At 71.0% G+C, this 24135-nt stretch carries 21 protein-coding genes; 8 read left to right on the top strand and 13 right to left on the bottom strand.

The window, feature by feature from the left end; all coding sequences use genetic code 11:
- Nucleotides 1–8 precede the first annotated feature (8 nt).
- Entirely contained in the window at nt 9–872 is an 864-nt protein-coding gene (locus tag AB8810_RS09105) for a plasmid replication/partition related protein (protein WP_369916320.1), read from the top strand.
- A 59-nt stretch (nt 873–931) separates the two neighbouring features.
- Here AB8810_RS09105 and AB8810_RS09100 read toward each other — a convergent pair whose 3' ends face one another.
- Nucleotides 932–1312 carry a VOC family protein gene (locus AB8810_RS09100; protein ID WP_369916319.1) on the bottom strand — a complete coding sequence of 127 codons (381 nt, stop codon included), beginning with the start codon at nt 1310–1312 and terminating at the stop codon, nt 932–934.
- Between the two features lie 183 nt (nt 1313–1495).
- On the opposite strand from AB8810_RS09100, the gene AB8810_RS09095 reads away from it, so the two are divergent.
- The 3 genes from AB8810_RS09095 to AB8810_RS09085 all read left to right on the top strand — a co-directional run bounded on the left by AB8810_RS09095 (nt 1496) and on the right by AB8810_RS09085 (nt 8159).
- Nucleotides 1496–2797, top strand: coding sequence for a DUF445 domain-containing protein (locus AB8810_RS09095; RefSeq protein WP_369916318.1), 1302 nt, complete (start codon nt 1496–1498; stop codon nt 2795–2797).
- A 180-nt stretch (nt 2798–2977) separates the two neighbouring features.
- Nucleotides 2978–7060 (top strand): CHASE domain-containing protein, encoded by a 4083-nt coding sequence (locus tag AB8810_RS09090; protein ID WP_206230970.1) that lies wholly within the window; start codon nt 2978–2980, stop codon nt 7058–7060.
- Nucleotides 7061–7115: 55 nt separating this feature from the next.
- Entirely contained in the window at nt 7116–8159 is a 1044-nt protein-coding gene (locus AB8810_RS09085; RefSeq protein ID WP_179565746.1) for an HD domain-containing phosphohydrolase, read from the top strand.
- A 120-nt stretch (nt 8160–8279) separates the two neighbouring features.
- Here AB8810_RS09085 and rlmKL read toward each other — a convergent pair whose 3' ends face one another.
- From rlmKL to AB8810_RS09060, 5 genes are all read right to left on the bottom strand, one after another.
- On the bottom strand, nt 8280–10460 hold the full coding sequence (gene rlmKL, locus AB8810_RS09080) for a bifunctional 23S rRNA (guanine(2069)-N(7))-methyltransferase RlmK/23S rRNA (guanine(2445)-N(2))-methyltransferase RlmL (RefSeq protein WP_369916317.1): 2181 nt from the start codon (nt 10458–10460) through the stop codon (nt 8280–8282).
- Nucleotides 10461–10662: 202 nt separating this feature from the next.
- Nucleotides 10663–12276: an ATP-binding cassette domain-containing protein gene (locus AB8810_RS09075; protein WP_369916316.1), complete on the bottom strand. Its 1614-nt coding sequence runs from the start codon at nt 12274–12276 to the stop codon at nt 10663–10665.
- Nucleotides 12277–12441: 165 nt separating this feature from the next.
- The gene (locus tag AB8810_RS09070) at nt 12442–12951 is read right to left on the bottom strand and encodes a GNAT family N-acetyltransferase (RefSeq protein WP_369916315.1); all 510 of its coding nucleotides are present in this window, start codon (nt 12949–12951) and stop codon (nt 12442–12444) included.
- A 43-nt stretch (nt 12952–12994) separates the two neighbouring features.
- Complete coding sequence (locus AB8810_RS09065) at nt 12995–13522, bottom strand: alpha/beta fold hydrolase (protein WP_369916314.1); 528 nt, start codon at nt 13520–13522, stop codon at nt 12995–12997.
- Complete coding sequence (locus tag AB8810_RS09060; RefSeq protein WP_179565756.1) at nt 13519–14010, bottom strand: MOSC domain-containing protein; 492 nt, start codon at nt 14008–14010, stop codon at nt 13519–13521. The genes AB8810_RS09065 and AB8810_RS09060 overlap by 4 nt, the downstream gene beginning before the upstream one ends.
- A 22-nt stretch (nt 14011–14032) precedes the next feature.
- Here AB8810_RS09060 and AB8810_RS09055 point away from each other — a divergent pair, with 22 nt between their 5' ends.
- Entirely contained in the window at nt 14033–14626 is a 594-nt protein-coding gene (locus AB8810_RS09055) for an N-acetylmuramoyl-L-alanine amidase (RefSeq protein ID WP_179565758.1), read from the top strand.
- Between the two features lie 122 nt (nt 14627–14748).
- On the opposite strand, the gene AB8810_RS09050 is transcribed toward AB8810_RS09055, so the two are convergent.
- From AB8810_RS09050 to AB8810_RS09035, 4 genes are all read right to left on the bottom strand, one after another.
- Nucleotides 14749–15681, bottom strand: a complete 933-nt coding sequence (locus AB8810_RS09050; RefSeq protein WP_179565760.1) for a DUF1684 domain-containing protein — start codon at nt 15679–15681, stop codon at nt 14749–14751.
- A 76-nt stretch (nt 15682–15757) separates the two neighbouring features.
- A complete protein-coding gene (locus AB8810_RS09045) occupies nt 15758–16639 on the bottom strand; it encodes a sulfurtransferase (protein ID WP_369916313.1) in 882 nt (293 codons plus the stop codon).
- On the bottom strand, nt 16636–17436 hold the full coding sequence (locus AB8810_RS09040) for a DUF1289 domain-containing protein (RefSeq protein ID WP_179565764.1): 801 nt from the start codon (nt 17434–17436) through the stop codon (nt 16636–16638). Before AB8810_RS09040 ends, AB8810_RS09045 begins: the two co-directional genes overlap by 4 nt.
- A 116-nt stretch (nt 17437–17552) precedes the next feature.
- Nucleotides 17553–18254: an FKBP-type peptidyl-prolyl cis-trans isomerase gene (locus AB8810_RS09035; RefSeq protein ID WP_145707454.1), complete on the bottom strand. Its 702-nt coding sequence runs from the start codon at nt 18252–18254 to the stop codon at nt 17553–17555.
- Between the two features lie 160 nt (nt 18255–18414).
- On the opposite strand from AB8810_RS09035, the gene AB8810_RS09030 reads away from it, so the two are divergent.
- The 3 genes from AB8810_RS09030 to nth are packed head-to-tail and all read left to right on the top strand — an operon-like array spanning nt 18415 to nt 20249.
- Nucleotides 18415–19197: an enoyl-CoA hydratase-related protein gene (locus AB8810_RS09030; RefSeq protein ID WP_369916312.1), complete on the top strand. Its 783-nt coding sequence runs from the start codon at nt 18415–18417 to the stop codon at nt 19195–19197.
- A gap of 12 nt (nt 19198–19209) precedes the next feature.
- The gene (locus AB8810_RS09025) at nt 19210–19578 is read left to right on the top strand and encodes a hypothetical protein (RefSeq protein WP_369916311.1); all 369 of its coding nucleotides are present in this window, start codon (nt 19210–19212) and stop codon (nt 19576–19578) included.
- Nucleotides 19575–20249, top strand: coding sequence for an endonuclease III (gene nth, locus AB8810_RS09020; protein ID WP_191825577.1), 675 nt, complete (start codon nt 19575–19577; stop codon nt 20247–20249). The genes AB8810_RS09025 and nth overlap by 4 nt, the downstream gene beginning before the upstream one ends.
- A gap of 847 nt (nt 20250–21096) precedes the next feature.
- On the opposite strand, the gene AB8810_RS09015 is transcribed toward nth, so the two are convergent.
- The 3 genes from AB8810_RS09015 to AB8810_RS09005 form a co-directional block, all read right to left on the bottom strand.
- Entirely contained in the window at nt 21097–22674 is a 1578-nt protein-coding gene (locus AB8810_RS09015) for a SulP family inorganic anion transporter (protein WP_369916310.1), read from the bottom strand.
- Between the two features lie 11 nt (nt 22675–22685).
- Nucleotides 22686–23375, bottom strand: a complete 690-nt coding sequence (locus AB8810_RS09010) for a carbonic anhydrase (RefSeq protein ID WP_179565773.1) — start codon at nt 23373–23375, stop codon at nt 22686–22688.
- A gap of 182 nt (nt 23376–23557) precedes the next feature.
- Nucleotides 23558–23857 (bottom strand): hypothetical protein, encoded by a 300-nt coding sequence (locus AB8810_RS09005; protein ID WP_241093253.1) that lies wholly within the window; start codon nt 23855–23857, stop codon nt 23558–23560.
- Between the last annotated feature and the right edge of the window lie 278 nt (nt 23858–24135).

The raw sequence follows: 24135 nt of genomic DNA, 5'->3' as shown, positions 1-24135 counted from the left end.
GCGCCCCGATGAACATCGTCGTCAAAGAAGACCTCAAGGCCTACATCGATCCGCTCACCGCCGACGAGTACGCCGCGCTGGAGCGCAGCCTGCTCGCCGAAGGCTGCCGCGATGCGCTGGTGCTGTGGGGCGACATCCTGGTCGACGGGCACAACCGCTACGGCATCTGCCAGAAGCACGGGCTGCCGTTCCAGACCGTGCAGAACACCCGTTTCCAGTCGCTGCAGGACGTGCACCTGTGGATGATCGACCAGCACCTGGGCCGGCGCAGCGTGTCCGACTTCCAGCGCGGCGTGCTGGCGCTGCGCAAGCGCGAGATCCTGGCCGAGCGCCGTAGCCGCGCCGCCGCACCGCCCGCGGAATCCGCCGACGGCGCCGCTGCCGCAGCGAGCGATGCGCACGACGATGCTGCGCCCTGGGCCGATGCGCCGGCCGGCGCAGACGGCGCCAGCGTCGAAGCGATGCCGGCGCCGCTGAGCCGCGCCGAGCTGGCGCGTGCCGCACGGCTCAGCAACAGCCAGGTGCTGCAGATCGAGAAGATCCAGAAGCAGGCCACCGCCGAGGTGGTGGAAGCGGTGAAATCCGGCGCGATCTCGATCAACGCCGCCGCGGCGGTGGCCAGCCTGCCCGAGGACGAACAGCGCGCCGCGGCGATCGCCGGCAAGGACGAACTCAAGCAGGCGGCCAAGCGCGCCCGCGAATTCAAACGCAAACCGCGTGAGACACCGGCCACCGAGCAGGACGGCGATGGCGACGCCATGCGCGACGACACCGAACTGGCCGCACTGCGCCAGCGCGTGGCCGAGCTGGATGCCGAGAACCAGGCGCTGCGCGAGGAAGTGGCGGCCCTGCGCGCGCGGCTGCAGGGCTGATCCGGGCGCTGCAGCTCGCGCGATCCGGCCCGTTGTGCAGGCCGCGGTGCCGACACGCCTCAGGCGTGCTGGGCAAGCGACAGGGTGTTGCCGTCCGGGTCGCGGAACCAGGCCACCCTGTCGCCGTTCGGCGCGGTCCAGATGCCTTGCGCGTCCTGGCTGTCGGCGAAGAACGGGTAGCGGATGAACGCAACGCCCTTGGCCGCGAGCGCGGCCACATCGGCACCGATATCGGCGCTTTCCCAACCGAACACGGTGTAGTCGGCGGCGACGCGCGCCGGCGGCTTGACGATGCGCAGGTTGATCGGACCGGCCGCGAATTTCAGGGCGAAGCCGTCGAAGCCCTGGCAGCGCAGGCCCAGGACGCCCTCGTAGAAGGCGCGCGCGCGGTCGATGGCGTCGACGGCGATGAAACCGGCGGGGGTGTGATCGGCGAGCATGGCGCGCGTCCAACAAGTGGCCCGGGGGCGACCCCAGCATGCCGTCCGGCTCCCGCCCATGCCGCGCGACGGCGCCGTGTCGGAGCGGCGCGCTGGCATGCCGGCGTTGGACGATCGCACTCACGCCGGTGGCGGCCGCTCCGATGAAACCGTCCTAACCGCGCGCTGCGTAAACTCGCCCACATGAGCGCGTCTACCGAACCGACCATGCCGCCCGATCCGCGCCGCGCACAGCTGCGGCGCATGAAACTGCTGGCCGCGCTGCTGCTGCTGGCGATGCTGGCCGGCTTCCTGCTCAGCCACGTCATGGGCATGCACGGCGCCTGGGCCTGGATCGGCGCGTTCTGCGAGGCGGCCACGGTCGGCGCGCTGGCCGACTGGTTCGCGGTGGTGGCGCTGTTCCGCCATCCGCTGGGGCTGCCGATTCCGCACACTGCGATCATCCCGCACGGCAAGGCGCGCATCGCCGACAGCCTGGCGGTGTTCGTGCGCGATCATTTCCTGGAACCGGCGGCACTGCTGGCCAAGCTCAGCGCGTTCGATCCGGCCAAGCGGCTGGGCCAGTGGCTGGCCGAACCGGCGCAGGCCGGCAAGCTGGCCGAGCTGGCGCGCGGCTGGGCGCTGCAGGCACTGGACCTGCTGGACGAGGCCGCGGTGCGGCGCCGCATCCATGGCTTCGTGGTGGCGCGCCTGCGCGAATGGAACGCGGCCGCGACCGCCGGCGAGATCCTCGGCCTGCTCACCGCCGATGGCCGCCACCAGGCCCTGCTCGACGAAGCGCTGACCCGGCTCGGCCGGCATCTGGACGATGCGACGGTGAAGCAGCGCGTGTCGGCGATGATCGTCAAGTACGCGCGCCGCGAATGGCCCAAGCTGGTCGGTACGGTGGAATGGGTCAAGCCGGTGGAAGGCATCGCCGACACCCTGGCCGAGCGCCTGGCGCACGCGCTGCTGGACGAACTGCAGGACGTGCTGTCGCAACCGCAGCATCCGCTGCGCCAGGACTACGAACGCTGGCTCGGCGGCTACGTGCAACGCCTGCGCAGCGACCCGGCCACCGCCGACAAGCTGCAGGCGATGAAGCAGCGGCTGATCGAGCATCCCGGCGTGCAGGACTACGTGCAAGGCCTGTGGGACCAGATCCACGCCAGCCTGCGCGAAGACCTGTCGCGCAGCGACGGTGTGCTGGTGCAGCATTTGCAGCGCTCGCTGGCCGCGCTCGGCGAATCGCTGTCCCAGGACAGCGCATTGCGCGACGCGCTCAACCAGCACCTGCTGGGCGGCGCGGAGAAGCTGACCCAGCGCCTGCGCAGCGGCGTCACCGACCACATCGCGCAGACCGTGAAGGGCTGGGACGAACGCCATCTGGTGGAACAACTGGAATTGAGCGTCGGCCGCGACCTGCAGTACATCCGCTTCAACGGCACCCTGGTCGGCGGCCTGATCGGGGTCGCGCTGCACGCAGCCGTCACGCTGATTCCATGAAGGTCGTAGACGGTCGCTCCCGCAATACGCCGCGGGGGCTGGTGCGGCCGCAACGATCGCGCTAGCGTGGGATGCGCGGTCGGGGCAGGACCGTCGCTTCAATCGTGAAAGCCATCCCGTACGGACCGGAGGGACGCCGATGCCGGTGCATCGCCAGCGTTCGCCAAAGGAAAGGGGCGCATGTCGAAGAACCGCTGGACACCCGCTGCCGGCCCTGCACGGTCGGCGCTCGGCGCCGCGTTGGCGGTGCTGCTGCTGGGGTTGCTGGCCGCGGCGCTGCTCGCCCGCGGCCTGCACGAGCGCAATCGCCAGCAGGCCAGCGACCGCTTCCAGCAACTGACCACGCACGTCACCGGCGAGCTGCAGCAACGCCTGAATGTCTACGAACACGGCCTGCGCGGCGCGCGCGGCGCGGTCATCGCCGCCGGCGGCGTCCATATCTCGCGCGAGCGCTTCGACCGCTACAGCGCTTCGCGCGAGTACAAGCGCGAATTCCCCGGCGTGCGCGGCTTCGGCTATATCCGCCGGGTGGCGCCGGCCGACGAGGCCGCGTTCCTGCAACAGGCACACAGCGACGGCGCGCCGTCGCTGCAGATCCACCAGCTGACGCCGCACGACGGCGAACGCTTCGTGATCCTGTATATCCAACCGCGGCGGCTCAACAATCCTGCGCTGGGATTCGACATCGCCTCCGAGCCGGCGCGGCGCGCGGCGGCGATCGCCGCCGCGCGCTCCGGCAACCCGACCATCACCGCACCGATCCGCCTGGTGCAGACGCCGGGAGTCGGCAACAGCGGTTTCCTGCTGTTGCTGCCGATCTACCGCGAAGACCTGCCGCTGCAGACCCCGGAGCAACGCTGGCAGGCCACCACCGGCTGGGCCTATGCGCCGCTGAACATCGCCGAAGTGCTGGTGGCCTCGCCCAACCACGCCCACGAGCTGCTGCTGACCCTGGCCGACAGCGAAAACAGCACCCAGCCGTTCTATCGCGGCGACGGCAATGCCCAGGCGGCGGCCACCGGGCTGCGCGCCGAACGCAGCATGCCGATCTACGGCCGCCGCTGGCTGCTCAACGCGCAGGCGACGCCGGGCTTCGTGCGCTCGCTCAACCAGACCTCGCCGCTGCTGGCCGGCGGCCTGGCCGGCGGCATCTCCGTGCTGCTCGCCGCACTGCTGTACCTGTACCTGACCGGCCGCCACCGCCGCGATCTGATCCTGCGCGAGCAGAGCCAGCTGGCCGCGCTGGTCGGCGGCTCCAGCGAAGCGATCGTGGCCGAGGACCCGGATGGCCGCATCACCCACTGGAATCCGGCCGCCGAGCGCATCTTCGGTTACCCCGCGGCGCAGGCCATCGGCCAGCCGTTGCAGGAGCTGCTCGGCAACCAGATCCGCGACGCGGCCGGCAACGGCACGCAGGTGCGGGAACTGCGCCATCGCGACGGCCATCGCGTCAGCGTGCTGGCCAGCGCCTCGCCGATCCTGGACAACGACGGCGACATGGTCGGCCACTCGCACCTGCTGCACGACGTGTCCGAACGGGTGCGCGCCGAAGCGCGGGTGCTGGAACTCAATGCCACCCTGGAACAGCAGGTGGCGCAGCGCACCAGCGAACTGGTCACCTATTCGGCGCTGCAGCGCGCGATCCTGGCCAACGCCGGCTACGCGATCGTGGCCACCGACCCGGACGGCACCATCACCCTGTTCAATCCCGCCGCCGAAACCATGCTCGGCTATCCCGCGCACGAGATGATCGGGCGCAAGGCCACCGGCCTGTTCCTGGATCCCGAGCAACTGGCCAGCCGCGCCGAAAGCATGGCCGCGCAATCGGGCATGGCGGTGGCGCCGGCGTTCGAATCGGTGGCCGCGCTGTCCACGCTGGGGCGCAGCGACACCCGCGAATGGACCTACATCAGCAAGGACGGCCGCCCGTTCCCGGTACTGCTGACGCTGAGCACGCTGCGCGACGACAACGACCAGGTGATCGGCTACCTCGGCATCGCGGTGGATCTGACCGAGCAGAAGCGCCACGAGCGCGAGCTGCGCCTGGCGATCGACGCGGCGGAAACCGCCAATCAGTCCAAGAGCGATTTCCTGGCCAACATGAGCCACGAGATCCGCACGCCGATGAATGCGATCCTGGGCATGCTGTACCTGCTGCAGCACAGCGAACTGCCGCAGGCGGCCAAGGACATGATCCAGAAGAGCGACGCGTCGGCGCGCGCGTTGCTGGAGATCATCAACGACATCCTCGACTTCTCCAAGATCGAATCCGGGCGCATCGACCTGGAATCGGAACCGTTCGACCTGAACCAGTTGCTGGAGAACATCGCCGCGCTGATGACCTCGGCGATCAGCGCCAAGCCGGTGGAGATGATCGTCGAACCGTTGCCGGCCGGCTGCCGCTGGCTGCGCGGCGATGCGCTGCGCCTGAACCAGGTGCTGATCAACCTGGTGGGCAATGCCATCAAGTTCACCGAACAGGGCGAAGTGGCGCTGTCGGTGCGCAGCTTCCCCAGCGGCGAACCGGGCAAGATCAAGCTGTTCTTCTCGGTCCGCGACACCGGCATCGGCATCGCGCGCGACAAGCAGAGCCTGATCTTCTCGCCGTTCCTGCAGGCCGACACCTCCACCAGCCGCCGCTACGGCGGCAGCGGCCTGGGCCTGACCATCAGCCGGCGCCTGGTGGAACTGATGGGCGGCCAGCTCGAGGTGCAGAGCACGCCGGGCCGCGGCAGCGATTTCTATTTCGCGATCAGCTTCCCGGTGTTGCCGGCGCCGGCCGCCGAGGTCGAACATCCCGAAGCGCGGCGGGTGCTGATCGCCGACGACCACGACCTGGTGCGCAGCAACCTCAGCAGCATCGCCAGCGGCTTCGGCTGGCAGGTGGAAGCGGTGGCCAACGGCACCGACGCGATCGCCGCGGCCGGCCCGGAACGCGAGGGCTTCGACGTGATCCTGCTCGACTGGCGCATGCCCGACCTGGACGGGCTGCGCGTGGCGCAGCGCATCCGCGCGCAATCGGCGCCGGACCGGCAACCGATCATCGTCATGGTCACCGCCTACGAACGGCGGCTGCTGGAAGAGCAGCACTACGCGCCCAGCGACGTGGACGCGGTGATGACCAAGCCGGTCACCGCCTCGGCGCTGTACCGCACCATCGCCACGCTGCTGGCGCGGCGCCGCGGCGACGGCCCCTCGCCCTTGCTCAGCGGCGACGGCACCCCGCGCCTGGCCGGCGCGCGGCTGCTGGTGGTGGACGACAGCGAGATCAATTGCGAGGTCGCGCAGCGCATCCTCGAAGGCGAAGGCGCGCTGGTGGAACTGGCCCACGACGGCGAGCAGGCACTGCAGCGGCTGCAGCGCGATCCGAGCCGCTTCCACCTGGTGCTGATGGACGTGCAGATGCCGACCCTGGACGGCTACGAGGCCACCCGCCTGCTGCGCGAGGATCCGCGCCTGGCCGGCCTGCCGGTGATCGCACTGACCGCCGGCGCCTACCGCCAGCAACAGGAGCTGGCGCTGTCCAGCGGCATGAACGGCTTCATCGCCAAACCGTTCCAGGTCGAGGAACTGATCGCGATCATCCGCCAGTTCCTGCCGCTGCGCCTGCCGCTGCCGCTGGAGCCGCTGCCGGCCTTCGCCGGAGAGGTCTGGCCCGACGCCGATCCGCAGTTGCTCGACGCCGCGCAGGCGCAGCGCCTGTGGAACGAGCGCGTGCCCTATCAGCGCTACCTGCTGAAACTGCTGCAGGACAACCCCGATCCGGCGGCGACGCTGCAGACCCTGCTGGATGCGCAGGCGCCGGCGGCGGCGATCTCCTACGTGCACAAGCTGCGCGGCTCGGCCGGCTCGCTGGCGTTGCCGGCGCTGGTCGCGGCCAGCGCCGCGCTGGAGGAACGGCTCGGCGATGCGCCGGGCCAGGCCGAGGCCGCGATCGCGGCCTTGGGCACGGCCATGAGCGCCACCGCCACGGCGATCCGGCGCTTCGTGGCCGAGGCCGAGGCGTTGCCCGCGGCGGTGCCGCCGGCCGCCCCCGCCGCGGACGCCGGCGCCGCGGCCGCGGTCCCGCTGCAGCAACGGCTGCAGCACCTGCTGCAGGCCTTGGACAGCGACGACCCCGACCGCGTGGAGCGGGTGCTGCACGACCTGGCGCCCTCGCTGCCCCCGGCGCTGGCGACGGAACTGCGGCAACTGGTGGAGAGTTTTTCCTTCCGCGAGGCCGAAGCTCAAGTCAGGCGCTGGCAGGCCGATGCATCCCCATAGCATTCGCCGCGCCGGCCCTGGAGGCCGCCGCGGGTGAACCCGACAAGGAACCACGATGGTCCAGCCTCCCATCCTGTGCGTAGACGACGAAGCCAGCAACCTGGCGCTGATCCGCCAGATCCTGCGCGAGGACTACGCCCTGGCCTTCGCCAAGAACGGCGCCGAGGCGCTGCGCGCGGTGGTCAAGCACCGCCCGGCGCTGATCCTGCTCGATGTCGACCTGCCCGACCTGGACGGCTACACCATCGCCCGCACCCTGAAACAGGACCCGCGCACCGCGGCGATCCCGATCATCTTCGTCACCGGCAAGGACAAGGACGCCGACGAGAGCATCGGCTTCGAGGCCGGTGGCGTGGACTACATCACCAAGCCGTATTCGCCGAGCATCCTGCGCGCGCGGGTGCGCACCCACCTGTCGCTGGTCACCGCCGCCAGCCTGGCCAGCAGCCACCGCGACGCGATCCAGATGCTGGGCATGGCCGGCCACTACAGCGACTCGGACACCGGCACCCACATCTGGCGCATGGCCGCCTATGCGCGCGCACTGGCGATCGCCGCCGGCTGGTCGCGCGAGGACGCCAACCTGCTCGAGCAGGCCGCGCCGATGCACGACACCGGCAAGATCGGCATCCCCGACGCGATCCTGAAGAAGCCGGGGCCGCTGGATGCGGACGAATGGGCGGTGATGAAGCGGCATCCGCAGATCGGCTACGACATCCTCAGCCGCAGCAGCGCGCCGCTGTTCCGGCTCGCCGCCGAGGTCGCGCTGTACCACCACGAGCATTGGGACGGCAGCGGCTACCCGGCCGGCCTGGCCGGCGAACGCATTCCCGAGTCGGCGCGGATCGTGGCCCTGGCCGACGTGTTCGATGCGCTGACCACGCAGCGCCCGTACAAGGACGCATGGCCGCTGGCGAAGGTGATGAACCTGTTCCAGCAGCAGGCCGGCACCCAGTTCGAGCCGCGCCTGGTTGGCCTGTTCACCGAGATCCTGCCGCAGATCCTGCAGATCCAGGACTACTGGAGCGAACGCGAACCGGGCGACGACGTGCCGCACCGCGCCAGCGCGCAGGCTTCGGCGCGGCATCGCGATGGTTGAGCCGCACGCACGCTGTCCGCACCAATGTAGGAGCGGCTTCAGCCGCGACAGAGCCTATCCGTAGAGCCTGTCGCGGCTGAAGCCGCTCCTACAACGAGCGCCGCGGCGCGCGTCGCCCCCTCAGCGCCGCTGCAACCGCCAGGCACGATGGATGCGCGGATTGCGCTCGAAATCCGGCGCGATGGTCTGCGCGGTGATCTCCTCGCACGACGCGAAGTCGGCCAGCGCGTCCTCGTCCAGCTTGAAGCGGCGGAAATTGTTGGAGAAGTACAGCACGCCCTCCGGCATCAGCCGCGCCACCGCGGCGCGCAGCAGCCGCACGTGCTCGCGCTGCAGATCGAAATCCTCGGCGCGCGCGGAGTTGGAGAAGGTCGGCGGGTCGCAGAAGATCACGTCGTAGCGGTTCTTCTCCGCCTCCAGCCAGGTCAGCGCGTCGGCCTGCACCAGCCGATGCTGGGCGCCGCCCTTGCCGTTGAAGCCCAGATTGTCCGCGCACCACTGCAGGTAGGTGCCGGACAGGTCCACGCTGGTGGTGGAATCGGCGCCGGCCACCGCGGCCTGCACGCTGGCCACGCCGGTATAGCAGAACAGGTTGAGGAAGCGCTTGCCGCGCGCCTGCTGCGCCATCGCCCCGCGCAGCGGGCGGTGGTCCAGGAACAGGCCGGTGTCCAGATAATCGAACAGGTTCACCCGCAGCAGCGCGTCGTGTTCGCGCACCACCAGGAACTCGCCGCGCTGCTCGAAGCGCCCGTACTTGCTGCCGCCCTTGCCGCGCTCGCGCGACTTCAGCGCCACCCGCTCGGCCGGCACCTCGAACACCTCGCGCGCAGCGGCCAGCAACTCGTTGCGGCGGCGGCGCACGTCGGCATCGGGAATCTCCTCCGGTGCGGCGTATTCCTGCACGTGCAGGTAAGTACGGGCCTGGCCGCCGTCTTCCTGGTACACGTCGATCGCCGCCGCGTATTCGGGCAGGTCGGCGTCGTAGGCGCGGAAGCAGCTGACCTGTTCGCGCGCGCGCCAGTTCTTGAACTTGCGCAGGTTCTTGCGCAACCGGTTGGCGACCATCTGCGCGCCGTCGCTGAGCGCGCGCGGCGCCTCGGCCGGCTCGCGCTGCGCGACCGCGATCGGGTCGCAGACGATCAACGGACATTCCAGCGCGCCATTGAACATCTGGTATTTCTTCGCCGCGCGCAGGCCGGTGGCATAGGCCAGGTCGGCATTGCCGCACAGCAGGCTGGCGCGCCATTGCGGCACCGCGCGCTTGAGCGCCTCGCCCAGGCGCCGGTACAGCGCGGTGTCGGCGGCCAGGCGCTCGTCGTACGGCGGATTGCACACCACCGTGCCCAGCGCCTGCGCCGGCGTGCGCAGGTCGGCGACATCGCGCACCTCGAACACGATCGCCGCGGCGACCCCGGCCGCCTGCGCGTTCTCGCGCGCGGCGCGGACCGCATGCGGATCGATGTCGCTGCCATGGATCACCGGCCGCAGCGCGGTGCGGCCGGCCGCCTCGCGTTGCCGCGCCTCGGCCAGCAGGGCGCGCCAGGCCTCCTGGTCGAAGCCCAGCCAGCGGCTGGGCGCGGCACTGAATTGCAGCGGGCCGGCGTCGCCGCGGCGTGCGGCGGCCAGATCGCCGCGCAGCAGCCCCGGGGCCACGTCGGCGGCCATCAGCGCGCCTTCGATCAGCAGCGTGCCGCTGCCGCACATCGGATCCAGCAGACCGCCGCCCTGCGCGTACAGCTGCGGCCATTGCCCGCGCAGCAACACCGCCGCGGCCAGGTTCTCCTTCAGCGGCGCGGCGTTCTGCACCTGGCGCCAGCCACGCCGGTGCAGCGAGCCGCCGCCCAGGTCCACCGACAGCGTCGCGCGGCCCTTGCGCAACGACAGGTTCAGGCGCAGGTCCGGATCCTCCACGTCCACCGACGGCCGCTCCAGGCCTTCGCCGCGCAGCGTGTCCACCACCGCGTCCTTGACCCGCTGCGCGGCATAGCGCGCATGCGTGATCGCGGTGCCGGACACGTGCGCGTCCACCGCCAGGGTGTGCTGCGAGGTCAGGTGCTCGCGCCACGGCAACGCCGCCACGCCGGCATACAGCGCGGTCTCGTCGGGGCAGTCGAACTCGTCCAGCGGCCACAGCACGCGGCTGGCCAGGCGCGACCACAGCACCGCGCGCTGCGCGTCGCGCAGCGTGCCTTCGCTATTGACCCCGGACACGGTGGCGGTGGCTTTGGCAACGCCGAGCGCGAGCAGCTCGTCGACGAGCAGGTATTCCAGGCCCTTGGCGCAGGAGACGAAGAATTTCACGGGAATGCGGACCACACGAAGAAGGAGGGATGCGCGGGCGGGCGCCAGGCCCGCCCCGCGCGTATCGCGGCAGCGCGGCCCACGGCGGGCGGGCGGCGGCAACGGACGGGAAGACGCGAATGGTCGGCCATCGCGCCCGCCATTACCAGCCCGGGGCGCGGTCCACGCCCGGCGGTTGGCGCCCACGGCGCGCGGCCCGTGCTCACCACGGCGCCAGCCGCCAGCCGTCCGGATCGGCCTGCAGGCGCGCGTCCAGGCGCAGGCCGTCGAGGAACGTGGCATCGTGCGACACCACCAGCAGCGCGCCCGGATACTGCAACAGCACCTGCCGCAGCGCCTCGCGCGCGTCCAGATCCAGGTGATTGTCCGGCTCGTCGAGCAGCAACAACTGCGCCGGCGGATCGCGGTAGAACGCGCAGGCCAGCGCCGCCTTCAGGCGCTCGCCGCCGCTGAGCCGGCCGCTGGGCACGCCGATGCGCTGCGCGTCCAGGCCGAGCAGGGCCAGCCGCGTGCGCAGGTCGGCCACGTCGGCCACCGCATTGGCCGCCTGCAGCTGCGCCAGCGGCGGCTGTGCCGGATCGAGCAGCTGCAATCCCTGGTCCAGGTAGGCGCTGGGCACATGCACCTCGCAGCGCCCGGCCAGCGGCGCCAGTTGGCCGTCCAGCACCCGCAGCAGGGTCGATTTGCCGCTGCCGTTCGGCCCTACCACGCCGATCCGCTGGCGGCCGCCGATGCACAGCTCCAGCGCGGCGCGCGCCGGCGGCGCGTACGGCAGCCGCAGGCCACGCAGTTCGGCGACCCGGCGCCCGGCCGCCGCAGCCGGCATCGGCGCGAACAAGGCGACCGGCGCCGCGGCCTCGACCGCGTGCGCGGCCTCGCGCACCTGCGCGGACAGCCGCGTGTGCGCGGCGACCGCTTGCTGCCGGTGCCTGCCGGCGCTGTGTTCGCTGCGCTGCTTCTGCCGGCCGAGCAGGATCGGCGCCTGGTTGGCGTCCTGCGCCTGGCGGCGGCCATGCGCGCTGCGCCGCTGCTGGCGCGCCTGCTGCTCGCGCAGCGCATCGCCCTGGCGCCGGCGTTCGTGTTTGCAGCGTTCCAGCTCGGCCAGCGCCTGCTGTCGCTCCTGCGCCTTGCACTGCGCGTAGAACGCGTAACCGCCGCCATAGTCGCGCAGGCCCAGCGACGACAGTTCCACGATGCGCTGCATGTCCTGCAGCAGCGCGCGATCGTGGCTAACCACTAGCAACCCATGCGGCCAACGCTGCAGTTGCTGCTGCAGTTGCCGGCGCTGCTCACGGTCGAGATGGTTGCTCGGTTCGTCCAGGATCAGCACATCGGCGTCGGACAGCCAGGCGCCGAGCAGCGCCACGCGCATCGCCTCGCCGCCGCTGAGTTCGGCCGCCGGCCGCTGCGGCGTCACATGGCCGAGTCCGCACAGCTCCAGTTCGACGTGCAGGCGCTGGGCGATATCCCAGCGCTCGCCGAGCGCGTCGAAGTCGGCCGGATCGGCGCTGCCGGCCTCGATCCGCGCCAGTGCGTCCAGCGCCGGGCGCACCCCGGCCAGCGAGGCCACCGTGGCGTCGGCGGCGCGCACGATCTGCTGCGGCAGGTAATGGATGCGGCCGTGGCGCTGGCAGTGCCCGGCGCTCGGCGCCAGCTGGCCGGCCAGCAGGCGCGCGAATACGCTCTTGCCGACGCCGTTGCGGCCGACCAGGCCGGTGCGGCGCGCATCGAGTGCGAAATCGAGATCGGAAAACAGGGGCCTGCCATCGGCCAGGACATACGACGCGCTGTCCAGCGCGAGCAAGGGATGCGTCATGGGAACTCCACAGATGCCGGTCACGCCCGCCGCAGTCGGCAGGAACGGACAAGGCCGTCGAAGACGGCGGCATCAATGGCGCATCGGCGGAATCCTCGGCTCGCGGATCTGAAGCGCGATGATAACCCGCGTGTCCGCGGCCGGGCAAAGGCGCGGCGGCGGCGCTCAGCCGCCGGCCAGGAACGCGTCGTGGTATTCGGCTTCCGCCACCGGCGGCAGGCGGTCGCCGAAACCGATCGCCTGGAAGTACCCGGCCGGCACCCCGGGCAACACCAGTCCCGGTTCCGGCGCGAAGCCGAAACGCGCGTAGAACGCAGGCTCGCCGAGCACCACGCAACCGGCCGCGCCCAGCGCCTGCAGTTGCGCCAGCGCCTCGCGCACCAGCCGCGTGCCCAGCCCCTGGCGCTGGTGGCCCGGCCCCACCGACAGCGGCCCCAGCGCGTACCAGCCGCGGCTGCCATCGGAGAGCCGCACCGGCGACACCGCCACATGGCCGACGATGTAGCCGTCGTGCTCGACCACCAGCGACAGGCTCAGCGCGCCGTCCGCGCGCAGCCGTTCGATGATCTGCTGCTCGTCGTGGCGGCTGTGCGCGACGCGGAAGAACGCGACCAGGGTCAGCGCCTCGATCGCGGCGTGGTCGGCCTGGGTCTCGGCGCGGATGTTCAGTTCCATCGGTGGCTCCGGTTGATGCGGCCTGCTGCGCGCGACACGCCGCTCACAGCATTTCCAGCAATTCGGCGAACGCGCGCGCCGAGGTCTCGACGTGGTCGCCCAGGCGGTGCATGTCGTCGACCAGCAGCAACCGCGCCGCGCGCGCCTGCGCCCAGGCGATCACCTCGGCCGCGGGAATCAGTTCGTCGTGCCAGGCATGCACGATCGAGATCGGCACCGGCGCCGCGTCCAGCGCCGGCATCCAGCCCATCCGCGTCGGCGGCACCATCAGGAACAGGCCGCGCACCGGCACCTGTAGCGACACCTGCGCGGCGATGTAGGCGCCCAGGCTGGAGCCGGCCAGCACCACCGGCCCGCGCTGCGCGGCGGCCTGCGCCAACCCGAGCAGACGCTGCAGCCGCGCCGGCACGTCGCCGAGCTGGCTGACCTCGCGGCGCGCGTCCAGGTCGGTGAAGTCCGGGCGCTCGTGGCTCCAGCCCAGCCGCTGCGCGACCTCGGCCAATGCCGCGACCTTGATCGCGTCCGGGCCGCTCTCGAAGCCGTGCGCGAGGATGCAGTGGCCGCGGCTCACAGCGCCACCACCGCATCGCCGAGCCGCAGCGTGCCGCCGTGCACGATCCGCGCGCACAGGCCGCCATGGCCGCGCATCGCGTTGTAGCCGCCCGGGCCCAGCGCGTCCTCCATGCGCGAGCACGGATCGCATGGCGCGATGCCTTCCAGCTCGACCTCGCCGATGCGGAAGCGGCGCCCTTTCAGTGCGATCAGCGGGATGCCGGAGACGACCAGGTTGCGCCGCAGCGTCGCCGGCGCCACCTGCGCATGGCCGGCCAATGCGGCGATCGCCGGCAGATGCTCGGCCTGGATCAGGGTCAGCCCGCGCGTGCCGTTGCGGCCGGCGTAGCGGTCGCCGAACAGGCCGCCATCGGCGTGCGCCACCGCCTGCGCCACTTCGAGCATCGGCACGTCGCGCGCCGGGCGCAGGCCTATCCAGTCCACGCGTCCGGCGCGCGGCAACGTGGCGAGCAGCGTCGCCAGCGGGCTATCGGGATTCAGAGTCATCGGCGAATGCTAGCATCCGTGTATGTCGCAGACCCCGCCGTTGCCGATCCACGATGCGCCCCTGCCCTACGTCGAACGGCTGCAGGCGCGCACCCTGGACGCGATCGATCTGGCGGTGATCCATTGCACCGAACTGCCCGACCTGGCCAGCGCGCGCGCCTACGGCGAACGCGTGCTGTATCCGTCCGGCACCGGCAACAGCGGCCACTTCTACATCGACCGCGACGGCAGCGTGTACCGCTACGTGCCGCTGCAGCGGGTGGCGCACCACGTGCGCGGCTACAACCCGCGCTCGCTGGGCATCGAACTGGTCAACCGCGGCCGCTATCCGCATTGGCTGGATTCGCGCCACCAGGCGCTGGACGAAGCGTATCCGCCGGCGCAGATCCAGGCGCTGATCGCGCTGCTGCACCAGTTGCAGGCGCAGTTGCCGCAGCTGCGCCACATCGCCGGCCACGACGCGCTGGACCGCAGCCGCGAAACCGCCAGCGACGATCCGGCGCGGCAGGTGCAGCGCAAGCTCGATCCCGGCCCGCTGTTTCCGTGGGCGCAGGTGCTGGAGGCGGTTGCGCTGGTGCCGTATGCGCCCTCGGCAAATGAGCTTTCAGACCGCTGACACCGCCCCCCTGTAGGAGCGGCTTCAGCCGCGACAGGCACCCTGATGGCGCGTGTCGCGGCTGAAGCCGCTCCTACAAAGGCAGCAGCCACACCGCGCCCCACGGCGCCAGCGCCGCAGGCTCAGCGCGGACCGACGTAGTTCTTCTCGCCTGCGGTCACCGCCAGCTCCAGGCGATTGCCGACCGGCGCCAACGGGCACACCACGTGGACGGTGAACGCGCACGGCGGGTTCTGCGCCAGGTTGAAGTCCAGCACGATGCGCTCGCCCTGCGGCGGCTCCACGAACAGATAGCGCGCGCCGCCATAGCTCTCGCGGCCGCTGGTGCGGTCGGTGAACGGGAAGAACAGCCGCTTGCCGTCGTCGTCGCGCAGCGCCTGCAAGCGGTAGCGGCGGCCGTCCAGGGTGAACTCGGCGCTGCCCGCCAGCGCCAGCGGCTGCGGCGTGCCGATCGAGGTGAGCAGTACGATCGCGCGCGGCAGCGGGGCCGGATGCCAGTCGGCGACCACGCGCCAGCGCGGATCGATCGGGAAATAGTCGATGCCGCGGAAGCTGCCGCGCGCGGCCGCATGCGGATCGCGGAAGCGCCAACCGAACAGGTTGCCGGTGCGCACCACGTAGAACTCCTGCTCGCCCAGCGCCAGCCGCGTCTCGCTGCCGTGCGCCGCATCGGTGCCGAGGCGGCCGGCGCGGAACGGTTGCCCGCGCACCGTCGGCGCGGCGCCTTCGGCAGCTTCGAACGACACGCCGGCATCGGCATCGATGCGCAGGCTGCCCAGGTGCGCGGGGCCTGACGGCAGCTGCACGTCGTTGCCTGCGGCACTGCCCACCTGGTGCACGCCGCTGCGCAGCCGGCCGGAACCGGTATAGCTGAGCCAGCCGCCCGGCGCGCGCAGCCGCGCCACGCGTTGCGCGCGGCGCTGTTCCACCGCCATCCGGTAGTGCGTGCCGGACTGCGAGCGCGGCGAGGCATCGGCGCCTGCGGCGCGCGGCCGCTCGCCGCAGGCGGCCAGGCCCAGCGCCGCCGTCAGCATCCACATCCCACGCCAGCGCATCGCCTCAGCCTCTGTAGTTGCCACCCATGTCTCCTCCACGCCACACCGACGCGCCACGGCGCCCCTGCGGTGGCAGCTAGCCGCTGGCGCGCGGCCGCGCCGGGTCGGCGATCCAGCCGCTCCACGATCCGGCATACACGCGCGCACCGTGCAGGCCGGCATGCTCCAGCGCCAACAGCAGATGGCAGGCGGTCACGCCCGACCCGCACATCAGCACCACCTCGCGCGGATCGCGCCCGTGCAGCAGCGGCTCCAGCTCGGCGCGCAGCTCCTGCGGCGGACGCAAGCGCCCATCGCGCAGGTTCTGGCCCAGCGGGCGGTTGATCGCGCCGGGCACGTGCCCGGCGACCGGATCGATCGGTTCGACCTCGCCGCGGAAGCGCTCGCCGGCGCGCGCATCCAGCAGCCAGCCCGGCGCCTCGTGCAGGCGCGCGGCGACTTCCTCGGCATCGGCGATACGGCCGGCGTCGAAGCGTTGCGGATACGGCGGCTGCGGCGCAGGCGTTGCGGCGGCATCGGTTTCCGGCAGGCCGAGCCGGCGCCATTCGGCCAGGCCGCCGTCGAGCACGGCGACGCGGCGATGCCCGAGCAGGCCCAGCATCCACCACAGCCGCGCCGCGGCCATGCTGCCGTCGCCGGCGTCGTAGACCACCACCTGGGTGTGCGGCGCGATGCCCCAGCGCCCCAGCGTCTGCGCGAACGCATCGGCGTCGGGCAAGGGATGCCGGCCCAGGCCGCGGCGGCCGAGGTCGGACAGATCCGTGTTGAGATCGGCGTACACCGCACCGGGCAGATGCGACTGCGTGTAGGCCTGGCGCGCGAGCTGCGCGGCCTGCGGATCGGCGAGCGCGGCAGCGGCGAAACGCGCATCCACGAGGCGCAGGTCGGGATGACCGAGCGCGGCGGCCAGCGCCGGCGCATCGACCAGGTGCTTCCACTCGGGGAAGGGTTCGCTCATGCGGTTTGCTCCAGTCGTCGGCGCAGGTTGAGCAGGATCGCCGCGGTCGCGCCCCAGATCCGCTGCCCCGGCCAGCCGTATTCCAGCACCACCCGCGGCCGTCCGCGGTAATCGGTCTCGATGCTGCGAAGATTGTCGGGCGCCATCAGGTAGGCCAGCGGCACGTCGAACACGTCCGCCACTTCGTCGGGATGCGGCTGCGGCACGAACGCCGGATCGATCGCGGCCACCACCGGCATCACCCGGAAACCGCTGATGGTCACGAACGGATCGAGGTAGCCCAGCGGTTCCACCTGCGCCGCGGACAGCGCGATTTCTTCCTCGCTCTCGCGGATCGCCGCGGCCACCGCATCGGCGTCGTCGGCTTCGATGCGGCCGCCGGGAAAACTGACCTGGCCGCCATGGTGGCGCAGGCTGTCGGTACGCCGGGTCAGCAGCACGTGGGTGCCGTCGGCACGCGGCAGCAGCCCGACCAGCACCGCCGCTTCGGCCAGTGCGCCGTCGGGCAGCAGGTCGTGCAGTTCGTGGTGGTTCCAGCCGGGGCCGTCGGGCGGCAGCTGCAGCGGATGCAGCGCGCGCAGCAGCCGCGTGCGCTCGGCCAGGCGCTGGCCCGGCGTCGGCGACCAGCCGCGTGCCGGCAGCACCTCCTGCATGTAGCGCTGGCGCTCGGCGTCGCTCATGCCGCGCCAGCGCGCGATCTCGTCGCCGCTGCGCAGGCAGCCCGCGCAGTAGCCCTGCGCGTCGAGCGTGCACAGACCGATGCAGGGCGTGAGCAACGCATGGGGGACGGGATCCATCGGATTCGACACCTGCTCAGACTAGCGCGATTCGCCGGCAGCGGCACTTTCCCCGCCGGAAAAAAAATTGCGCCGGCGTTGCCGCCGGCGCAATCGTCATGCACTGGACAGCGCGCTTACTTGACGCTGATCAGCTTGATCTCGAACTGCACCGCCACGTTCGGCGGGAACGGCGTGCGCGGGTCGGCGCCATAGGCCTTGTCCGGCGGCAGGGTCACTTCCCACTTGGAACCGGCCGGCATCTGCAGCAGCGTGTCGCGCATGGCCTGCATCTCGACTTCGCTGACCTTGATCGACGGGATCTGCTGCGCCGGACGCGCCTGCGCCGGGCGCTGGCCGAACGGGTACGGACCGGCCACTTCCAGCTGCACGGTGCTGGCCTGGGTCGGCTTGGCGCCCTTGCCGGCTTCGATCACGCGGTACTGCACGCCGCTGGGCAGCGTCTGCACGCCGGCCTTGGCCTTGTTCTGCGCGATGAACTGGTCGCTCTTGGTCTTGTTCTCGGCAGCGGCCTTCTCGTAGTCGGCCTTGGCCTGCTGGGCACGGGCCTGCTCGCGCTTCTGGAACGCTTCGACGGCCGGCTTCAGCTGGTCGGCGGCGACCGCCGGCTGCTTCTTGGCGTAGGCATCCTGCAAGCCCTTCACCACCGCATTGATATCGAGCTGCTCGCCGCGGCCGGACAGTTCGGCAAGGTTGTTGCCGTAGTCGTAACCGAAGTAATAGCTCAGCTTGCCCTTCTCGGACGAGGTGTCCTGGGCGAACGCATTGCCGCTCAGGGCTAGGGCCGCCACGGCGACCGCAATAGAACGCAACTTCATCAAACAATTCTCCAGGGTGGTGGCACAGGACGGCCTGTGCCGCCTGAGATGACGCGTTAGGATAGCCGCCGCGGCGCATAACCGCTACCGACGACGCAACTCTGACAAACCAGCGTCGCCGGAGTTCCCTTCACTCTTTTTTTACATCTCAGGAATGGCCATGTCCGGCACGCCGGTCGTCACCACGACCCAGGATGCGATCCGCATCGTCACCGTGAACCGCGCTGACAAGCTCAACGCGTTGAATCACCAAACATTACAGGCGCTGGACGCGGCCTTCGCCGAGGCCGAGGCCGACCCCGGCATCCGCGTCGTGGTGTTGACCGGCGCCGGCGAGAAGGCCTTCGTGGCCGGCGCCGACATCGCCGAAATGAACGAACTCACACCGGTTCAGGGTCGCGACTTCTCGCAGCTGGGCCAGCGCCTGATGCGCCGGATCGAGCGCCTGTCCAAGCCGGTGCTGGCGATGGTCAACGGGTTCGCGCTCGGCGGCGGGCTGGAGCTGGCCATGGCCTGCCACCTGCGCGTGGCCGCCGACAGCGCCCGGCTCGGCCAGCCGGAGATCAACCTCGGGCTGATCCCTGGCTTCGGCGGCACCCAGCGCCTGGTGCGCCTGGCCGGCCGCGCCGCGGCGCTGGAACTGTGCCTGCTCGGCACGCCGATCGATGCGGCGCGCGCGCTGCAGTTGGGCCTGGTCAACCGCGTGGTCCCTGCGGCCGAGTTGCGCGAGGCCACGCTGCAGCTGGCACGGCAACTGGCCGCGGCCGCGCCGCTGGCGTTGCGCGGCATCCTCGACGCGATCCAGGTCGGCGCCGAATCGGCGATCGAGCAAGGCCTCGAGTACGAGACCGCGCAGTTCGGCCTGCTGTTCTCCAGCGAGGACATGCGCGAAGGCACGCGCGCATTCCTGGAGCGGCGCCCGCCGCTGTTCCGCAATCGCTGAGTCGCGCGCCCGATGCCCGACCTGCCCTCCCCCGCATCGCCGCTGCACCTGTTGCGCTGGGTGCTCGACGACGATCTCGACGCGGCGATCGATGCCGGCCTGATGGACTACGTCGGCACCGCCGACGACGACCTGCTCGATCCGGCGTATCCGCAGCTGCGCGCGCAACTGCTGGCGGCGCAACAGCGCCTGCGCGAGGCCTGGGCCGCGCGCGAACGCTACCGCGCGCGCAGCGCACGCCTGGCACGCCGCGCCGCCGCACGCGAAGCCCGGCGCGCGCCGCCGGCGACCGTCGCCGCCGCGGCGCCGTCGCTGCCGCCGGCCGCGGCGGCGATCCTGGCGCGGGCCAAGGCCAGGGCGGCCGCGCGGGGTCCGCAATGAGCGCAGCGGTCGCCGCGCCGCGGCGTGGACCCACCTTGAGCAAGGCCGAGATCCACGAACTGTTCTCGCGCCTGTCCGAACTCAATCCCACGCCGACCACCGAGCTGGACTACAGCACGCCGTTCGAGCTGCTGATCGCGGTGATCCTGTCGGCGCAGGCCACCGATGTCGGGGTCAACAAGGCCACGCGTCGTCTCTATCCGGTGGCGAACACGCCGGCGGCGATCCTGGCGCTGGGCGAGGATGGCCTGAAACGCTACATCTCCACCATCGGCCTGTTCAACGCGAAGGCCAAGAACGTGATCGCCACCTGCCGCATCCTGGTCGAGCAGTACGCCGGCGACGTGCCGCGCGACCGCGCGGCGCTGGAGGCCTTGCCCGGGGTCGGCCGCAAGACCGCCAACGTGGTGCTCAACACCGCCTTCGGCGAGCCGACCATCGCCGTGGACACGCACATCTTCCGTGTCGCCAACCGCACCGGCCTGGCCCCGGGCAAGGACGTGCGCGCGGTCGAGGACGGCCTGCTCAAGCGGGTGCCGGCGCAGTTCATGCACGATGCGCACCACTGGCTGATCCTGCACGGCCGTTACGTGTGCAAGGCGCGCAAGCCGGATTGCCCGCGCTGCGTGATCCGCGACCTGTGCCGGTTCAAGGACAAGACGCCGGCGTGAAGCTGTTCCAACGACAGCCGTCGTAGCGCCGCTCAGCTTCACTGCGGGAGCGGCTTCAGCCGCGACAGCGTCCGAGGCCGGAACTCCCACCGCGTCCGTCGTCGCGAATGAAGTCGCTCCCACAAGGGTTTCCGCGGCGCAATCGAGGTACGAGACCTCTTGTAGGGGAGACTTCAAGTCCCGACTGCATGCCAGTTCGGAACGTCCACCGCTTCGCTCGTCGCGGCTGAAGCCGCTCCTACACCAGCTTGCGGATCGCCGACCGGGTGCACTGTAGGAGCGGCTTCAGCCGCGACCGCTCGCGCAACCGGAAGACCCATCGCCGCGTTCGTCGCAACCGAAATTGCCCCCACAAAGGCATCCCAAGCGCAGCCGAGCGGCGAGGCCTTTTGTGGGAGGGACTTCAGTCCCGACTGCATGTCAGTTCGGAACATCCATCGCTTCGCTCGTCGCGGCTGAAGCCGCTCCTACACGGCCTGCGAATAGCCGGCCGGGTGCACTGTAGGAGCGGCTTCAGCCGCGACCGCTCGCGCAACCGGAAGACCCATCGCCGCGTTCGTCGCAACCGAAATTGCCTCCACACAGGCTTCCCAAGCGCAGCCGAGCGGCGAGGCCTTTTGTGGAAGGGACTTCAGTCCCGACCGCATGTCAGTTCGGAACATCCACCGCTTCGCTCGTCGCGGCTGAAGCCGCTCCTACACGGCCTGCGAATAGACGGCTGGGTGCACTGTAGGAGCGGCTTCAGCCGCGACAGCTTCCGAATCAGGAATACCCGCAGCTGCACTGGTCGCGACCGAAGCCACTCCTGCACGATTCCCGTGCATGCGCATCAGAACGGCGCGGCCCGCTACGCCGCGCGCTGCCCCTCCACGCGTCGGTCCAGTTCCTTCCAGTCCACCACCAGCGCGCAGCCGCGGGCGGCGGCATTGCGGCTCCAGTCGCGCAGCAGCTCCAGGCAGGCATGGTCGACGTGATGCAGCCGCGCCACGTCCAGATGCAGCTCGGTGTTGGGCGGCAACCGCTCGAGGGTGCGCGCCATCGTCGGCACGCGCAGGAAGGTCGCCGAGCCCTCCAGCGACAGGCGCAGCTTGCCGGCTCCGGCCCCTGCCGCAGCGCTGCCGTCGGCGTCCTCGTGCGCATGCACGCCGACCTTCAGCCGCGACTGCTGCAGCGCCAGCCGCAACAACGACAGGGCGAAACCGATCAGCACGCCGGTGAGCAGGTCGGTGGCGACGATGGCGAAGGTGGTCGCCAGGTAGATCGCGGCGGTGCCGCGGCCGTAGGCGGCCAGGTCGCGCACCTGCCCGAGCTTGACCATCTTCAGCCCGGTATAGACCAGGATGCCGGCCAGGCACGCCACCGGGGTCATCCGCAGCAGCCACGGCAGCAGCAGCGCGAACACCAGCAGCCAGCCGGCGTGCAGGATGGTGGACATGCGTGTGGCGGCGCCGGCCTGCACGTTGGCCGCGCTGCGCACGATCACGCCGGTCATCGGCAACGCGCCGAGAAAGCCGCACAGCATGTTGCCCATGCCCTGCGCGGCGAGTTCGCGGTCGTAGTGGGTGCGCGGGCCGTCGTGCATGCGGTCCACCGCCGCCGCCGACAACAAGGTCTCGGCGCTGGCGATGAAGGCGAAGGTGAAGGCCGACAGCAGCAGCGTCGCATCGAACACGCCGAGCATCTCGGCCAGGGTCGGGGTCTGGATCGCCGAGAACAGGTTGGCCGGCACGTCGACCTTGCGCACGTCCAGGCCCTGCAACTGCACCAGCGCGGTCATCGCCACCACCGCCAGCAACGCGCCGGGCACGAAGCGCAGCGGTTGTGGCCGCAGCCGCTCCCAGACCAGCATGATCGCGATGGTGCCCAGGCCGACCGCCAGCGCGGCACGGCCCACGCCCGCCTCCAGCGCCTGCCACAGCACCGCCGGCAAGGCGGCGAAATTCTCCAGCCCGCGCGCCTTCGGCGCCGCATCCATCAGCACGTGCGATTGCGAGGCGACGATCAGGATGCCGATGCCCGAGAGCATGCCGGCGACCACCGCCGGCGAGGTCATGCGGAACCACACCCCGGCCCGGCACAGCCCGGCGATCAACTGGATCGCGCCGGCCAGCAGGATCACCGGCCCCAATGCGGCCACGCCATGCTGGCGCACGAGTTCGAACACCAGTACCGCCAGGCCGGCGGCCGGGCCGCTGACCTGCAGCGGCGAGCCGGCGATCATGCCGACCACCAGGCCGCCGACGATGCCGGTGATCAGGCCCGCGGCCGGCGGCATGCCCGAGGCGATGGCGATGCCCATGCACAGCGGCAGCGCGACCAGGAACACCACCACCGAGGCCAGCAGGTCGCGGCCGAACGCGCCGTTGCGCAGGTAGCCGGCGAGCGCGGAGGCGCCGGCGCGGGAGGGTTCTGTCATGGTTCGCATGGTCGACTCCTTCAGACCGCGACGTTGCGCAGGACCGGCACCAGGCGCGGGCGCGGGGTGGCTTCGGGCGCGCGCTTGCCCTCTTCCGGCAGCAGCGGCACGAAGCGGCCCTGCTCGGCGTCGAAGGCGCGGATCTCGCCGTGGGCGATGTCGTAGATCCAGCCATGGATGCGCAGCGCGCCGCGTGCCAGCCGCGCCGCCACCACCGGCTGGGTGCGCAGGTGGTCCAGTTGCGACACCACGTTCTCCTCGGTCAGGCAGTGCAGCGCGTCCTCGGGGTGCCCGGCGTGGTCGTGCTGCGCGGCGACCTGGCGCGCGCTGTCGGTGTGCTTGAGCCAGGCGGCCACGTTCGGCACGTCCTGCAACGCGTCGGGGTTGAGTACCGCCTTCATCGCGCCGCAGTCGGTGTGGCCGCAGACCACGATGTGTTTCACCTGCAGCACCGCCACCGCGTATTCGATCGCCGCGACCACGCCGCTGACGTGCTGCGAGTACGGCGGCACCACGTTGCCGATATTGCGGTAGACGAACAGTTCGCCGGGCTGCGCGGCGAACATCAGTTCCGGCATCACCCGCGAATCGGCGCAGGTGATGAACAGCGTGTGCGGGGTCTGGCCGCCGGCCAGTTGCCGGAACAGGCCGCGCTGGCGCGGGTAGACCTCCTTGCGGAAGTGGCGGAAACCATTGAGCAGACTTTCCATGGGGGAACCTCGGGACAAGGGAAAGGCGTCGCCGCGGCGGATGCCGCAGAACGGGGGACGGACAGCGAGGGCCGCGCCGTGGACGCACTGCACGAGTAGGCAGGTGCTGGCGGGCGGGTGGAAGTCGGAGCGGCGATCGACCTCGACGCGGCCGGCGGCCGAGCGGGATCGGATCCGCTGGCTCAGGCGCTGGGAGGTCGCAGACGCGGCCGCGGATGGGTGCCGGCGCCGTGCCGCGCCGCCGGCTCGGGCCAGATCGGCGCGATGCGTGCCGGCCGCCATGGCGCGGCCGGCAGCACCGGCGTGTCGTCGTACGCAAGCTGATCGGCGCTGCTGCGCGATGCATCCTGCGCGTCCGCCACCTGCACTTCCGGCGCAGCCGCCTGGCCGCTGTCGGTCGGCGCCGGCGCCAGCGCCGTCGGCGCCGGGCGCAACGCCGGCATCAGCGCCAGCAGCGCGATCAGCAACAGTGCGGCGAGCATCGGCATCCGTTTGCGGGCATGCGAGTTCATGTCTCCACGCTACCCAGCGGGTCCGCGACCGACAAGTGGTGCAGCGCACAAAAGAGCCAATCGATGGCGCGCTGGCGAGACGATGCCGCGCTTTGTGATGTCCGTCGTCCGCCACACCCGCATGCGGCATTTCATCTGCGCGCCATCGGAACGCAACATGACGCGCGTCCAATGGCGCAGATAACGCAGTGGCGTGCACCGGCGTGCACGCCCGGTGTACGTTAAGTGTCACATTTACGCAATCTTCA

Origin of the sequence: Xanthomonas sp. NCPPB 3005, from assembly GCF_041228095.2 — a bacterium.
GTDB lineage: Bacteria > Pseudomonadota > Gammaproteobacteria > Xanthomonadales > Xanthomonadaceae > Xanthomonas_A > Xanthomonas_A bonasiae.
The sequence above is the reverse complement of the archived record's forward strand: the minus strand, read 5'-3'. Positions and strand labels throughout refer to the sequence as shown.

What these genes read in the sequence shown, in the direction of transcription:
- AB8810_RS09075 (WP_369916316.1), bottom strand. Translation starts at nt 12,276, where the DNA reads ATGACGCATCCCTTGCTCGCGCTGGACAGCGCGTCGTATGTCCTGGCC.
- AB8810_RS09060 (WP_179565756.1), bottom strand. Translation starts at nt 14,010, where the DNA reads ATGACTCTGAATCCCGATAGCCCGCTGGCGACGCTGCTCGCCACGTTG.
- AB8810_RS09040 (WP_179565764.1), bottom strand. Translation starts at nt 17,436, where the DNA reads ATGGATCCCGTCCCCCATGCGTTGCTCACGCCCTGCATCGGTCTGTGC.
- AB8810_RS09025 (WP_369916311.1), top strand. Translation starts at nt 19,210, where the DNA reads ATGCCCGACCTGCCCTCCCCCGCATCGCCGCTGCACCTGTTGCGCTGG.
- AB8810_RS09100 (WP_369916319.1), bottom strand. Translation starts at nt 1,312, where the DNA reads ATGCTCGCCGATCACACCCCCGCCGGTTTCATCGCCGTCGACGCCATC.
- AB8810_RS09015 (WP_369916310.1), bottom strand. Translation starts at nt 22,674, where the DNA reads ATGCGAACCATGACAGAACCCTCCCGCGCCGGCGCCTCCGCGCTCGCC.
- AB8810_RS09070 (WP_369916315.1), bottom strand. Translation starts at nt 12,951, where the DNA reads ATGGAACTGAACATCCGCGCCGAGACCCAGGCCGACCACGCCGCGATC.
- AB8810_RS09105 (WP_369916320.1), top strand. Translation starts at nt 9, where the DNA reads ATGAACATCGTCGTCAAAGAAGACCTCAAGGCCTACATCGATCCGCTC.
- AB8810_RS09050 (WP_179565760.1), bottom strand. Translation starts at nt 15,681, where the DNA reads ATGCGCTGGCGTGGGATGTGGATGCTGACGGCGGCGCTGGGCCTGGCC.
- AB8810_RS09035 (WP_145707454.1), bottom strand. Translation starts at nt 18,254, where the DNA reads ATGAAGTTGCGTTCTATTGCGGTCGCCGTGGCGGCCCTAGCCCTGAGC.
- AB8810_RS09045 (WP_369916313.1), bottom strand. Translation starts at nt 16,639, where the DNA reads ATGAGCGAACCCTTCCCCGAGTGGAAGCACCTGGTCGATGCGCCGGCG.
- AB8810_RS09005 (WP_241093253.1), bottom strand. Translation starts at nt 23,857, where the DNA reads ATGCTCGCCGCACTGTTGCTGATCGCGCTGCTGGCGCTGATGCCGGCG.
- nth (WP_191825577.1), top strand. Translation starts at nt 19,575, where the DNA reads ATGAGCGCAGCGGTCGCCGCGCCGCGGCGTGGACCCACCTTGAGCAAG.
- AB8810_RS09010 (WP_179565773.1), bottom strand. Translation starts at nt 23,375, where the DNA reads ATGGAAAGTCTGCTCAATGGTTTCCGCCACTTCCGCAAGGAGGTCTAC.
- AB8810_RS09090 (WP_206230970.1), top strand. Translation starts at nt 2,978, where the DNA reads ATGTCGAAGAACCGCTGGACACCCGCTGCCGGCCCTGCACGGTCGGCG.
- AB8810_RS09085 (WP_179565746.1), top strand. Translation starts at nt 7,116, where the DNA reads ATGGTCCAGCCTCCCATCCTGTGCGTAGACGACGAAGCCAGCAACCTG.
- AB8810_RS09030 (WP_369916312.1), top strand. Translation starts at nt 18,415, where the DNA reads ATGTCCGGCACGCCGGTCGTCACCACGACCCAGGATGCGATCCGCATC.
- AB8810_RS09095 (WP_369916318.1), top strand. Translation starts at nt 1,496, where the DNA reads ATGAGCGCGTCTACCGAACCGACCATGCCGCCCGATCCGCGCCGCGCA.
- AB8810_RS09055 (WP_179565758.1), top strand. Translation starts at nt 14,033, where the DNA reads ATGTCGCAGACCCCGCCGTTGCCGATCCACGATGCGCCCCTGCCCTAC.